11 protein-coding genes are annotated in these 13,351 nt (G+C 65.4%); 7 read left to right on the forward strand and 4 right to left on the reverse strand.

Annotated features, from left to right (window positions below; all coding sequences use genetic code 11):
• The first annotated feature begins 82 nt into the window (after positions 1 to 82).
• On the forward strand, positions 83 to 1,456 hold the full coding sequence (gene gltX, locus QU595_RS06910; protein WP_315920084.1) for a glutamate--tRNA ligase: 1,374 nt from the start codon (positions 83 to 85) through the stop codon (positions 1,454 to 1,456).
• Here the strand turns inward: gltX and QU595_RS06915 are convergent.
• From QU595_RS06915 to QU595_RS06925, 3 genes are all read right to left on the reverse strand, one after another.
• On the reverse strand, positions 1,374 to 2,525 hold the full coding sequence (locus QU595_RS06915; protein ID WP_315920085.1) for a DUF2865 domain-containing protein: 1,152 nt from the start codon (positions 2,523 to 2,525) through the stop codon (positions 1,374 to 1,376). The genes gltX and QU595_RS06915 overlap by 83 nt on opposite strands.
• Before the next feature lie 62 nt (positions 2,526 to 2,587).
• On the reverse strand, positions 2,588 to 4,912 hold the full coding sequence (locus QU595_RS06920; RefSeq protein ID WP_315920086.1) for an NADP-dependent malic enzyme: 2,325 nt from the start codon (positions 4,910 to 4,912) through the stop codon (positions 2,588 to 2,590).
• 166 nt (positions 4,913 to 5,078) lie between these two features.
• Positions 5,079 to 5,858, reverse strand: coding sequence for an SDR family oxidoreductase (locus tag QU595_RS06925; protein ID WP_315920087.1), 780 nt, complete (start codon positions 5,856 to 5,858; stop codon positions 5,079 to 5,081).
• Positions 5,859 to 5,976: 118 nt separating this feature from the next.
• Between QU595_RS06925 and QU595_RS06930 the strand changes: the two genes are divergently transcribed.
• Positions 5,977 to 6,798, forward strand: coding sequence for a UDP-2,3-diacylglucosamine diphosphatase (locus tag QU595_RS06930; protein WP_315920751.1), 822 nt, complete (start codon positions 5,977 to 5,979; stop codon positions 6,796 to 6,798).
• 116 nt (positions 6,799 to 6,914) lie between these two features.
• Positions 6,915 to 8,129 (forward strand): MFS transporter, encoded by a 1,215-nt coding sequence (locus QU595_RS06935; RefSeq protein WP_315920089.1) that lies wholly within the window; start codon positions 6,915 to 6,917, stop codon positions 8,127 to 8,129.
• On the opposite strand, the gene dgcA is transcribed toward QU595_RS06935, so the two are convergent.
• Complete coding sequence (gene dgcA / locus QU595_RS06940) at positions 8,100 to 9,080, reverse strand: N-acetyl-D-Glu racemase DgcA (protein ID WP_315920090.1); 981 nt, start codon at positions 9,078 to 9,080, stop codon at positions 8,100 to 8,102. The two genes, QU595_RS06935 and dgcA, sit on opposite strands and share 30 nt — an antisense overlap.
• Before the next feature lie 78 nt (positions 9,081 to 9,158).
• On the opposite strand from dgcA, the gene QU595_RS06945 reads away from it, so the two are divergent.
• From QU595_RS06945 to QU595_RS06960, 4 genes are all read left to right on the forward strand, one after another.
• Complete coding sequence (locus tag QU595_RS06945) at positions 9,159 to 10,346, forward strand: ABC transporter permease (protein ID WP_315920091.1); 1,188 nt, start codon at positions 9,159 to 9,161, stop codon at positions 10,344 to 10,346.
• A 1-nt stretch (position 10,347) separates the two neighbouring features.
• Positions 10,348 to 11,163: an ABC transporter ATP-binding protein gene (locus tag QU595_RS06950; RefSeq protein ID WP_315920092.1), complete on the forward strand. Its 816-nt coding sequence runs from the start codon at positions 10,348 to 10,350 to the stop codon at positions 11,161 to 11,163.
• Positions 11,164 to 11,176: 13 nt separating this feature from the next.
• A complete protein-coding gene (locus tag QU595_RS06955; protein WP_315920094.1) occupies positions 11,177 to 12,550 on the forward strand; it encodes an MlaD family protein in 1,374 nt (457 codons plus the stop codon).
• A 139-nt stretch (positions 12,551 to 12,689) separates the two neighbouring features.
• Positions 12,690 to 13,256 carry an ABC-type transport auxiliary lipoprotein family protein gene (locus QU595_RS06960; RefSeq protein WP_315920753.1) on the forward strand — a complete coding sequence of 189 codons (567 nt, stop codon included), beginning with the start codon at positions 12,690 to 12,692 and terminating at the stop codon, positions 13,254 to 13,256.
• The last annotated feature ends 95 nt before the right edge of the window (positions 13,257 to 13,351 follow it).

Here is a 13,351-nt window from a genome sequence, read left to right on the forward strand (position 1 = left end):
GAGCCCTGCCGGGGAGTTGCGCGGCCGGGCTCTCCGGCGCCGGCGCTTGTCAAGCGCGGCCGCATCCGCTACGCCCGCCAGAATGACCGTCACAGTACGTTTCGCACCGTCCCCGACCGGCCGCATCCATATCGGCAATGCGCGCACGGCCCTGTTCAACTGGCTGTTCGCCCAAAAGCATCGGGGCCGCTTCATCCAGCGCTTCGACGATACCGACGTTGTCCGCTCGAAACAGGAGTTCGCCGACGCGATCCTCTACGATCTGCATTGGCTCGGCATTTTCCAGGACGCGACGGAGTATCAGTCGAAACGCTTCGACCGCTACGACGCGGCGGTCGAGCGGCTGAAGGCGGCCGGTGTGCTCTATGCCTGCTATGAGACGCCCGAAGAACTCGACCTGAGGCGCAAGGTGCGCCGCACGCGCGGCCTGCCGCCGGTCTATGGCCGCGAGGCCCTGGCGCTGACCCCGGAGCAGATCGCCGAGTATGAAACCGACGGCCGCCGGCCGCACTGGCGCTTCCTGCTGCCCAATTTCACCTCCGACCCGCTGCAGCCGGAACGCACCGAGATCCACTGGAACGATCTGGTGCGCGGCGAGGAAACGGTGGACCTTGCCTCGGTTTCCGATCCGGTTCTGGTGCGCGAGGACGGCACCTATCTCTACACGCTGCCTTCGGTGGTGGACGATATCGACATGGGTGTCACCCATGTCATCCGCGGCGACGATCACGTCACCAATACGGGTGTCCAGATCGCCATCTTCCATGCGCTTGGCGCACAGGCGCCGGTTTTTGGCCACCACAACCTTTTGACCACCACTTCGGGCGAGGGCTTGTCGAAACGCTCTGGCGCGCTGTCGATCGAAGGGCTGCGCGAGGGCGGCATCGAGCCGATGGCGGTCGCGTCGCTGGCGGTGCTGATCGGCACCTCCGAGAATGTCGAGGCCGTGCCGACCATGGCGGAACTGGCCGAGCGCTTCGATCCCGCCGCCACCTCGAAATCGGCAGCCAAGTTCGACCCCGACGAGCTTCTGGTGCTGAACCGGTCGTTGCTGCACCACATGCCGTTCGAGCAGGTGCGGGACCGGCTGGCGATATTGGGTGTTTCCGACAGCCGTGCCGCGCCGTTCTGGCAGGCCGTGCGTGGAAATTGCGACAAGCTGTCGGACGCCGCGCTCTGGTGGCGGATCGTCAAGGAAGGCCCGCTCGAGCAGCCGGAATTTTCGGACGAAGACCGGGAATTCCTGCGTCAGGCTTTCGACCTCCTCCCGGAGGAGCCTTGGGACGCGACGATCTGGAAAGACTGGACAGCGGCGGTGAAGGAAGCCACCGGACGCAAGGGCAAATCCCTGTTCATGCCGCTTCGGCTGGCGCTTACCGGCCTGTCTTCGGGGCCGGAACTTGCAGATCTATTGCCCCTTCTGGGTCGGGAAGGAACGTTGGCCCGACGACCCTGATCCTGCGGTCTTCGGCCGTTGATTTCGGGCTATCGGCCGGTTTCGCGGCAAGCTCGCGCAGGGCTTCGGCATCGAGCCCGCCGGCCGCATTCGCCAGCGTCTCCGAGTCCGCGGCGGGATCGGGGCGCGTGGCCGGAACCGGAAGGAAGGACGATCCTCCAGCGGCGCCGGCGGCGGGATTGCCGGCGATGATCTTGAAATCCTTGGCCGCGTTGCAGCCGCAACCGCGTGGAATGGAAGCGTTGGGGCGCTTGTAGAGATAGGCGCTGGAAAGCTGGTCGTAAGGACGGCCTGTCGCGGTGGAGATCATGCCCGCCGGATCGTTGTCGAAGCCGCGCGTATAGAAAAGCTGAATCTCGGTGCCGGGGCAGCTCGATTCGCAATTTTTCTGGTCGCGCTCGAATTCGCCGGTCGAGGCGGCTGTGGACATGGGGAAGAAATAGCCGTCGCAGGTTCGCACGCACAGCGTCCGGTAGTCGCCGCCGCCGGAGGGTAGGGCACTGAGGTTGAGCACCCGGCCGCTGACGCTTTCCCCGGCCGTGTCGTTCGGCTGCGGCGGCATGCCGTCCGGATCGGCGGTTTGGGCCGAGCCGCCGAGTATGCGCACCTCCGTTTGCGTTTCGGCCTTTACGATACGCGGCGCCGCCGTGTCGTTGCAGCCATTGGCCTCGAGCCGCGCCTGGATTCGTGCGCGGTCGCGGGGTGACGCACCTGCCGCCAGGCGCGCCCGCTTGCGCTCCAGCATATCGAGGTTGCGGTTCATGCGCTCCAGCGCGGCGTTCAGTTCCGCGCAATGCGAGATGTTGCCCCCGAAAAGCGAGAAGCCGCAGCCGGCGGCACGGGATTGGGCGCGCGCCTTGGCGAGTTCGTCATTCTGTCTGGCAATCGCGGCATCGTACCGGCCGACGACAGCCCGACCGCTCGAGCCCTTGGTCGCGGCCAGTTCGGCTTCGAGTTGCCGGCAGGCCGGCGAGGCCGCCTGGGTTGCTGCAGGAGCAAAAACCGACGCGACCGCCGCACCAAAGATCGTGGCGGTGGCCAGCGCCAGCCTTCGGGTTCCGCCCCTCATATGCCTCGTCCCGCCTATGGAATCTCGACGGGAATCTAGCTTGGGGCGGGTTAACCCTTTCTCTAGCTGGTTGAAGCCTTTGGGGTCGTCTGGGCGCGGTGCGCCACCTCCGCCACGGCGAGCGCCGTCATGTTGACGATGCCGCGGGACGTGACCGAAGGCGTCAATATGTGGGCGGGCCTGTCGGTTCCCAGCAGGATGGGGCCGACATGCAGCGCGTCCATCATGGTGCGCAGCGCCGTCAGCGTGATGTTGGCTGCATCCAGGCTCGGGAAGACAAGGAGATTGGCCTCGCCCTTCAGGCGCGAATGCGGATAGACGCGCTGACGCAGTTGCTCCGAGAGGGCCGAATCGGCATGCATCTCGCCGTCGCATTCCAGGTCCGGAGCCTTACGGGCCAGAATGGCGGCCGCCTTGCGCATCTTCTGGGCGCTAGGCGCCTCGTGCGAGCCGAAGTCCGACAGCGACACGAGCGCCGCCTTCGGCTCGATGCCGAAGCGCCGTATCTCCTCGGCTGCCAGGATCGTCATTTCGGCGATTTCCTCGGCCGTCGGGTCGACCGTTACATAGGTGTCGGTGAGGAACAGCACGCCACGCTGCGAGATCAGCATGGACAGCGTCGACAGTTCCTTGATGCCGTCGCGGGGGCCGATCAGCAGGTTGACGTTGCGCAGGTGCCGGGCGAAGCGCCCTTCCAGTCCGCAGATCATGGCGTCGGCTTCGCCGCGCCTCATCGCCAGCCCCGCGATCACCGTCGGATCGGTGCGCACCATGTTGCGCGCGGCCTCCTGCGTGATGCCCCGGCGCCCGCCAAGCTCGATCAGCAGGTCGACATAGAGCCGGTAACGCGGATCGTCTTCCGGATTGATCAGCCCGAAATCGACGCCCGGCCGGATGCGCAGGCCGTACCGTTTCAGCCGCACGTCGATGACATGCGGACGGCCGATCAGGATCGGCTGGGCGATGCCTTCCTCCAGCACGACCTGTGCCGCGCGCAGCACCCGCTCGTCCTCGCCGTCGCCGTAGATGACGCGCTTGGCGGTGGCCGTCTTGGCCGTCGAGAACACCGGCTTCATCACCAGGCCGGAACGGAAGACGAAGCGGTTCAGCTTGTCCAGATAGGCGGCCATGTCGGTGATGGGCCGCGTGGCGACGCCCGACTCGTCGGCCGCCCGCGCGACCGCCGGCGCCACCCGCAAGATGAGGCGCGGATCGAACGGCGAGGGGATCAGGAAATCCGGGCCGAACATCGGCGTTTCGCCGGAATAGGCGCGCGCGGCGACGTCCGACGGTTCCTCGCGGGCAAGCGCGGCTATGGCGCGCACCGCCGCCATCTTCATCTCCTCGTTGATGGCGCTCGCACCGCAGTCCAGCGCTCCACGGAAAATGTAAGGAAAGCAGATTACGTTATTGACCTGGTTGGGAAAATCGGAACGGCCGGTGCAGATCATGGCGTCGGGCCGCGCCGCGCGCGCCATGTCCGGCATGATCTCCGGGGTGGGGTTCGCGAGCGCCAGGATCAGCGGGTTCGGCGCCATCAGATGCAGCAGTTCCGGCTTCAACACGCCTGCGGCCGACAGGCCGAGGAACACGTCGGCGCCCGGCAGCACGTCGGCCAGCGTGCGGTGTTCGGTGTCTTTCACATAGACGTCTTTCCACCGGTCCATCTCGTCGGTCCGGCCCTTGTAGGCGACGCCGAAACGGTCGGTGACCCAGATGTTGTCGACATTCGCCCCCAGCGAGACGAGCAGGTTGAGGCAGGCGAGCGCGGCCGCGCCCGCACCGGAGGTGACGATCTTCACCTCCTCGATCTTCTTGCCGGCCAGTTCCAGCGCGTTGAGGACAGCCGCCGCGACGATGATGGCGGTGCCGTGCTGGTCGTCATGGAAGACCGGGATGCGCATGCGCGCCTTCAGCTGCTCCTCGACCTCGAAGCATTCCGGCGCCTTGATGTCTTCCAGGTTGATGCCGCCGAAGGTGGGTTCGAGCGCGGAGATGGTCTCGACCATGCGTTCGATGCCGGGCGCGTCGATCTCGATGTCGAACACGTCGATGCCGGCGAATTTCTTGAACAGCACCGCCTTGCCCTCCATCACCGGCTTGGAGGCAAGCGGGCCGATATTGCCCAGGCCGAGAACGGCCGTGCCATTGGAGATCACGGCCACGAGATTCGCCCGCGCCGTATAGTCGGCCGCGGTCGCGGGATCATCCTTGATGGCAAGGCATGGGGCCGCCACGCCGGGCGAATAGGCCAGCGCCAGGTCCCGCTGGTTGCCGAGTGGCTTGGTGGCCTGGATTTCCAGCTTTCCGGGAACGGGATATTTGTGAAAGAAAAGGGCCGCTTCCTGCAGATCGGATCGCAGCGTCTTTTCATCCTGAATGCCCATGCTGGCGTCCCTTTCTTGTCCTTTTGACCCTTTTAGCACGCCAAAACGTTTTTTCGACGCGGGAAAGCGCCGCCTCGCATGACCATGCCAATGTTACGGAAAATAGAAAATTATCAGCAGCTTGCCTGAGAAAGCTGCTGAAGTGTATCAGGCGTTTGGCCGCAGGTCAGAACGCGCTGACGTAGAGACCGCCGTCCACGGGGATATTCTGGCCGGTGATGTAGCCCGCATAGACCGAACACAGGAAGGCGCAGATCTGGCCGAATTCCTCCGGCGTGCCGAGCCTCTTTGCCGGCACGTCGGCGCTGATGCGGGCCTTGCGCTCCGCGGCCGCCTTCGGGTCTTCCACGGTTCCGGCCTCGTGCGGGCCGCGCAGCCGGTCGGTGTCCAGCTTGCCGGGCAGCAGGTTGTTGATGGTGACGTTCCGGTCGGCCACGGTGCGCGCTACCCCGGCGAGGAACGAGGTCAGCCCGGCACGCGCGCCCGAGGACAGGTCGAGCCTGGGAATAGGCGTATAGACCGACAGCGAGGTGATGTTGACGATGCGGCCGAAGCCGCGCGCCGCCATGCCGTCGACCACGGCCTGGACCAGCTCGATCGGCGTCACCATGTTGTTAGTGACGCCTTCCAGGATCTTAGCGCGGTCGAGTTCGCGGAAGTCGCGGAAGGGCGGGCCGCCATTGTTGTTGACCAGGATGTCAGGCTCCGGGCAGGCGGCCAGCAGCGCCGCCTGGATATCGGGCCTTGAGACATCTCCGGGAACTTCGGTGACCTTTACCCCGTATGCCTGCCGCAGTTCGGCTGCCGTGCCTGCCAGCAGTTCGGCATTGCGGCCGTTCACGACGATGTCGCAGCCGGCTTCGGCCAGCGCGGCGGCGCAACCGCGCCCCAGCCCCTTGCTCGAGGCGCAGATGATGGCCTTCCTGCCGCGGATGCCGAGATCCATGTCGAAATACTCCTGTGCGTTTCCTGCTGGCTTACTCCCGTCGCCGGGCGGACCGCAACCGTCATATGGCTGTTGCATGAATCTGGGCATAGGCGAGGGCATGAAAGGCGAGAACGCGATGCCCGGCCCCGAACCCCGCATATTCCGCAGCATCTTCATTTCCGACGTCCATCTCGGCTCGCGGGCGGCGAAGGCAGAGTTCCTGATCGATTTCCTGCGCCATCACGATGCCGACACCGTCTATCTGGTCGGCGATATCGTCGACGGCTGGCGTCTGCGGCGAAACTGGCATTGGCCGCAAAGCCATAACGACGTGGTGCAGAAACTGCTGCGCAAGGCGCGCAAAGGCGCCCGCGTCACCTATATCGCCGGCAATCATGACGAATTCGCGCGCCAGTTCCAGGGCGTGCATTTCGGCGGCATCGTCGTGGCCGACCGCGCCATCCATGAAACGGCGGACGGTCGGCGATTTCTGGTCATCCACGGCGACCAGTTCGACACCGTCGTCCACAACGTGCGCTGGCTGGCCTATTTCGGCGACTATGCCTACGACGCCGCGATGTTCGTCAACCGCGTGATCGGGCGTTTCCGCCAGTTGTTCGGCATGCCCTACTGGTCGTTCTCGTCCTGGGCCAAGGTCAAGGTGAAGAAGGCGGTGAACTTCATCGGCGCCTTCGAAGAGGTGCTGGCGGAAGAGGCGCGCCGCTGCAAGGTGGACGGCGTGGTCTGCGGACACATCCATCATGCGGCGAACGCCGTCTTCGGCGATGTGCAGTACATCAACACCGGCGACTGGGTGGAAAGCTGCACCGCGGCGGTCGAGCACTTCGACGGCCGGATAGAGATCCTGCATTGGCCGCACGTCCTGCCGCAGCGGCCGCCCTTGCTCGGCATTCCGGTGGCGCCGGCAATCGGAACGCGCATCTCCGAGGCGGCTTGAGCCCGCTCTGCACGTAAATCGACTGGTCCAGCCAGTATCGCACCGTAGACAGCCATGTTATGGCGGCTGCGTGCGCGGAGTTCAGCCGTCCGATCCGCGCCGACGGATCGCCACGGATGCGCCTGCCGCCTCTATCGCCAGAACGGAAGATCAAGCCGCGCCTGTTCGAGCCGCGCATGTCCGCGCTGTTCTTCACGCTTCTGGTGCCCAACGGCATTTACCTGCCTTACTTTCCCGTCTGGCTCGAGGCGAAGGGGTTCGATCCGGAGAAGATCGCCATCATCCTCTCCGCGCCGATGTTCCTGCGCGTCGCGACGACGCCGCTGTTCACGGCATTGGCGGACAAGGCTCGGGACCGCGCCGACGTCTATATCGCGCTGGTGGCCGCCTCCGTGCTTGCTTCGGCCGGCTATTTCCTGGAACCGAGCTATGCGACGGTATTGGCCGTCTCGCTGGTGCTCGCGGTGGTGTGGACGCCGCATTCGCCCATTGCCGATTCGCTGGCGCTCTCGGGCGTGCGCCGCTTCGGCTCGAACTACCCTGCGATGCGCATCTGGGGGTCGATCTCCTTCCTGTGCGCCAATCTCGCCGGCGGCTTCATCCTGGCGGCCACGGGGTCCGGCGCGGTGCCATCGATTCTTTTCCTGTCCTTCTGCCTGGCGCTGGCGGCGGCGGTCTTCGCGCCGCGTCTCGGTCCGCCCCGGCTGGCTTCCCCGCTTTCGGCCGCCGACATCCAGGACAAGGCGCCCAAGCTGCTCAATGCCTATTTTCTCTGCTTCGCCACGGGCGCGGGCGTCATCATCGGCAGCCACGGCTTTCTGTACGGCTTTGCGTCGATCTACTGGAAATCGGTCGGCCTCGGCGATTCGACGGTCGGGCTGCTGTGGGCGTTCGGCGTCGTGTGCGAAGTCTGCATGTTCGTCGCCTTCAACCGGCTGTTCGGAAGGTTTTCCGTCGTCTCGGTCATGGTCATGGCCGGCATAGGCGCGGTGGTGCGGTGGATCGCCTATCCGCTGGTGTGGCCGCTCGGGCTCGGCATGGCGGGCTTCTTCGGCGTGCAGGCGCTGCACTCGGTCTCCACGGCGCTGATCCTGATCGGCCTGCAGAAGATGATCGGCGAAACCGTGCCGGACGAGCAGACCGGTGCCGCGCAGGGCATCGCCTATTTTGCCAACGGCGTCAGCATGGCCGGCGTCACCCTGGTATCGGGGCCGCTCTACGACCGCTTCGGCGTCGATGGTTTCTACGCCATGGTGCCGGTGGCGCTGGTCGGCCTGGGGCTGATCTGGCTTGCGGCGCGCTCAGCCCCAAAGCGTCGGCGTCGGCGCTGAAACCAGCGAACCTTCGTAGACGAGGCCGGGCTCCCGGTCCCTTGCGAGCAGGAGCGGACCGTCGAGGTCCACGAAATCGGCCCCCTGCGCCAGCAGAACGGCCGGCGCCATGGCGAGCGAGGTGCCCACCATGCAGCCCACCATGACGGCGAAGCCGAGTTCGCGCGCGCGATCGCGCAACAGCAGCGCCGCGGTCAGGCCTCCGGCCTTGTCCAGCTTGATGTTGACGGCCTCGTAAAGCCCCGTGAGCCGGTCGAGGTCCTTTGCCTCATGCACGCTTTCGTCGGCGCATATGGGCACCGGATGCGCAATGTCGCGCAGCATCCCGTCCTGTCCGGCGGGCAGGGGCTGTTCGATGAGAGCCACCCCCAACTCGGCGGCGGCCGCCATGTTGGCCACGATGTCGCGCTCGCTCCAGCCTTCGTTGGCATCGACGATGATGCGGCTGCGCGGCGCGGCCTGCCGCACCGCCCTCAGTCGCGCGATGTCGTTTCCGCCGCCCAGCTTGACCTTGAGCAGCGGCCGGAAGGCGTTGTCGCGCGCCTGACGGGCCATGGCTTCAGGCTCGCCGAGGGACAGCGTATAGGCGGTTTCGAGCGGGCGCGGGCTGAGGCGCAGGCGTTCCGCCACGGAAACGCCGCTCGCCTTGGCTTCGAGGTCCCAGAGCGCGCAGTCGATGGCGTTCCGGGCCGCGCCGCCGGGCATGGCCTGCAGAAGCTCCGAACGCGTCATGCCGGCCTCCAGCCGCGCGCGCATGGATTCGATGGCCGCCGCCACGCCCTCGATCGTCTCGCCATAGCGGCGATAGGGAACGCATTCGCCGCGCCCGGCGTTGCCGTTTTCGCGAATCATGCAGCTTATGACCTCGGCTTCGGTCTTGGAGCCGCGTGAAATGGTGAAGACGCCAGCTATGGGAAACCGTTCGGTTTCAACCGAAATGACACGCGTCATATTTTTCTTCTCCGACAATGGGGTAGACGGGGTTTGTCGAAATCGACAGCCTGTGCCTGCCGGGCTAAACAGGACGCCATGTTGACCATCGGCAAACAGGACGCAAGCAGCAAGGCCGCCGCCCGCGACGACCAGCAGCCGCGTGTCGCCGTTGGCGAGGAGGGCGATCTTCTCGGCTGTGCCTTCTCCGGCAACTGGACGACCCGAAGGGTGGCAACGGTCGACGCCGAGATGCGCGCCATAGAGCGGCGCGGCGGCCACAAGCGCCTGGCGCTCGATCTTTCGCAGGTCGGCCGCATGGACACCGCAGGCGCCTGGCTGATCGAACGCCTGATCGAGGTCAATGAGAAGCGCGGCGTCGAGGTCACGATCCAGGGCCAGAGCAAGATCGCCGCGACGTTGCTGGACGCGGTCGGCGAAGCCACCGGCCGCAACACCGACGCCAGGCCCGCCCTTGCGCCGAACATCGTCATCCGGGGGCTGGAGGCCATCGGGCGCGGCGTCTACAGCATGTGCGACGACTTCATCGCGGCCATGAACATACTGGGCGCGACCATAGGCGGCGCGCAGATGAAGCTCGGCCGCGGCCATGCGATCAATCCGGCGGCGATCTTCAACCAGATCGACCGGATGGGGGTGGGCGCCATCCCGGTGGTGTCGCTGATGTCGCTGATCGTCGGCGCCATCGTGGCGCAGCAGGGCGCCTACCAGTTGCGCTATTTCGGCGCCGACATTTTCGTGGTCGACCTGGTGGGCGTGCTGGTCCTGCGCGAACTGGGCGTGCTCATGACCGCGATCATGATCGCGGGCCGCTCGGGCAGCGCCATCACCGCCGAGATCGGCTCAATGAAGATGCGCGAGGAAGTCGATGCGCTAAAGGTCATCGGCCTGAACCCGATAGGCGTGCTCGTGTTCCCGCGGCTTGTCGCGCTGGTCGTGGCGCTGCCGTGCCTGACCATATTGGCCAATTTCGCTGCGCTGGGCGGCGGTATGCTGGCCGCGGACCTCTATTCCGGCATTCCGCCGGCCGCCTTCCTGGATCGGCTGCGCGCCGCCATCGACCTCAGCACCATTTTCGCCGGCCTGATCAAGGCGCCGTTCATGGCCATCATCATCGGTATCATAGCGTCCGTCGAAGGCATGAAGGTGGGCGGCAGCGCCGAATCGCTCGGCCTCCACGTCACCGCTTCGGTGGTGAAGTCGATCTTCGTGGTCATCATCCTCGACGGGCTGTTCGCTATCTTCTACGCCGCGATAGGGTTCTGACATGGCGGCGGTGGAAAAGCAGCCCGAGACGCAGGAGGGGAGCCAAAAGGACGAAACCGTCTTGTCGGTGCACGACGTCACCGTCGCCTTCGGCGACCGCACGGTGCTGGAGCATTTGTCGCTGGACGTGAAGCGCGGGGAGATTCTCGGCTTCGTCGGCGCCTCGGGCGGCGGCAAGTCGGTGCTTCTGCGCACGATACTGGGGCTTACGGAGAAGCGTTCCGGCACGATCAGGATTTTCGGCGTCGATGTGGGCAAGGCGAACGACGCCGAGAAGGTCGCCGTCGATATGCGGTTGGGCGTGCTGTTCCAGCAGGGCGCGCTGTTCTCGGCGCTGACAGTGCTGGAGAACATCCAGGTCCCGATGCGGGAATATCTCGATCTGCCGAAAAAACTGATGGACGAACTCGCCCTGCTGAAGATCGAACTGGTCGGGCTGTCGGCCGACGATGCCGCGAAGTTCCCGTCAGAATTGTCCGGCGGCATGATCAAGCGAGCGGCCTTGGCGCGCGCGCTCGCGCTCGATCCCGACATCCTGTTTCTGGACGAGCCGACTTCGGGCCTCGATCCGATCAGCGCGGCGGAGTTCGACGAACTGGTCATCAAGCTTCGCGACACGATGGGACTGACGGTCTACATGGTTACGCACGATCTCGATTCGCTGTTCACGACCTGCGACCGCGTGGCCGTGCTGGGAAACAAGAAAGTGCTGATCGAAGGCACGATCGAGGACATGCTCAAGAGCGAGGAACCTTGGGTGAAGGCCTATTTCAGGGGCAAACGCGCCCGCCAGCTTGATCTGGAAAGCCGCCACTAGCGATAAGTGAACGATGGAAACGAGAGCCAACTACGTCATCGTCGGGATTTTTACGCTGGTCGCCATTCTTGCGGCCTTCGGCTTCGTCTATTGGACGTCCGGGGTCGGCGAACGGGGCGAAACGACGATGTTGCGCGTGCGCATACCCGGCTCGGCCTCGGGGCTCGGCCGCGGCAGCTTCGTGCTGTTCAACGGCGTCAAGGTGGGTGATGTCCGCCGCGTCTATATCGACGTCACCAACCCGACCGTTGCCATCGCCGACACCGAGATCGACCGGCTGACGCCCATCACCAAGTCGACCCAGGCCGACATCGGCCTCGCCGGCCTGACCGGTCAGGCCAATATCGAGCTGAAGGGCGCCAATCCGAAGGAGCCGAAGCTGCTCGACGAGGCCGAGGCCCAGGGCAAGGTGGCCGAGATCGTCGCCAACCCGTCGGCGGTCACCAACCTGCTGGAAACGGCGCAGGACATCTTCACGCGCGCCGACAAGGTGATTTCGCAGTTGGAAGGCTTCACGCAGGACGTGCGCGGACCGTTGACGCAGACCGTCCAGAACGCCCAGAAATTCTCGGAGGCGCTCGCGCGGAATTCCGACGGCGTGGACAAGTTCCTCGCCAGCGTCAGCGCCCTTGCCGGGGAACTGCAAGGCGTTTCAGGCAAGCTGGACGGCACGCTCAAGGCGGCCGAGGGCCTGCTCAAGGCCGTCGACAAGGACAAGGTGAGGGAGATCGTGGCCAATATCGACACGGTCACCGGCAACCTCAAGCAGACGAGCAAGCAGTTCGACGACGTGGTCGCCAACGTCAACACGGCGGTCGGTTCGATCAACGATTTCGCCAAAAGCACGCAGGGAACGCTGGCCAGGGTCAACGGCGTGCTCGACAGCGTCGATCCGTCCGACGTGCGCGAGGCGCTCGCCAATATCAGGCAGGCCAGCGCCAGCGCCGACAAAGCCGCCGCCGACATCGCAAAGATCACGGAAAAGGTCAGCAACCGCTCCGGCGACATCGACCAGACCATCAAGAACGCCCAGCAACTCTCGCAGCGCCTCAACGACGCTTCGGTGCGCGTGGACGGGATACTCGCCAAGGTCGACAAGCTGCTCGGCTCCGACGAGACCAACGGCGTGATGGCCGATGCCAGGGCTACCCTGAAATCCTTCAAGCAGGTGGCCGATACGCTGAATGCACGGCTCGGCACCATCACCGACAATATCTCCCGTTTCTCCGGGCAGGGCCTGAAGAATATCGAGGCGCTGGTGCAGGACAGCCGCCGCTCGGTCAACCGCATCGAGGAGGCCGTATCGGACTTCCAGCGCAACCCGCAGCGCATCATTTCGGGCGGAGCCGGGGAAGTGCGCCAGTTCGACGGACGGGCGAGACGGTGACGTCGGCTCCGCTACCTGCAGTTGACATGCGGCATCGCGCGCCGCAAGAAAACGGACCGCCGCAACGGTGGCGGCTACAGGATTTGCGTAGGAACGGGGATCGCGCGTGAAATCCATCATATCCGGTTGTGGAGCGGCGATGCTGACCCTCGCCATTGCGGGATGCGCGGCACTGCCCGGCGGCGGCCCGGCGCCGCTCGATACGTTCGAGCTTTCGGCGGCCACGGTTTCGGCCCAGGGCCACAGCCGCCGGCAGATCCTCATCGCCCAGCCTTCCGCGCTGAAGGCGCTCGACAGCCAGAACATCGTCATCAAGACGGGCGCGCGCTCGATCCAGTACCTCAAGGGCGCGCAATGGGCCGACAGGCTGCCGCTGATCGTGCAGGCGAGGCTCACCGAAACCTTCCAGCGCTCCGGCAGCTTCGCGGGCGTCGGCAAGCCGGGCGAGGGGCTGGCGATCGACTATCAGGTCATCACCGATATCCGCGCCTTCGGGGTGCTGGCCGGCAACGGCGGCGAGCGCGCGGAGGTCGAGCTGTTCGTGCGGCTGCTCAACGATCGCAACGGCGAGGTGCGCGCGCAGCGTTCCTTCACCGCAAGCGCGCCGGTATCGGGCGCGGGCAATGCGGCCTATGTCGCAGCGCTGGACGCGGCCTTCGGACAGGCTGCGAAGGACATCGTTCGCTGGACGGATTCCACGATCTGAGCGAGCGGCACCGAAGAGCCGCATTGTCGGTTGTTCTGGCCATTCGCGCCTGACCGCATCTGCCGCCGTCAGGCGATGCCGACCGCTGCGAAATG

It is taken from the genome of Mesorhizobium sp. SP-1A (genome assembly GCF_032460275.1).
Lineage (GTDB): Bacteria > Pseudomonadota > Alphaproteobacteria > Rhizobiales > Rhizobiaceae > Mesorhizobium.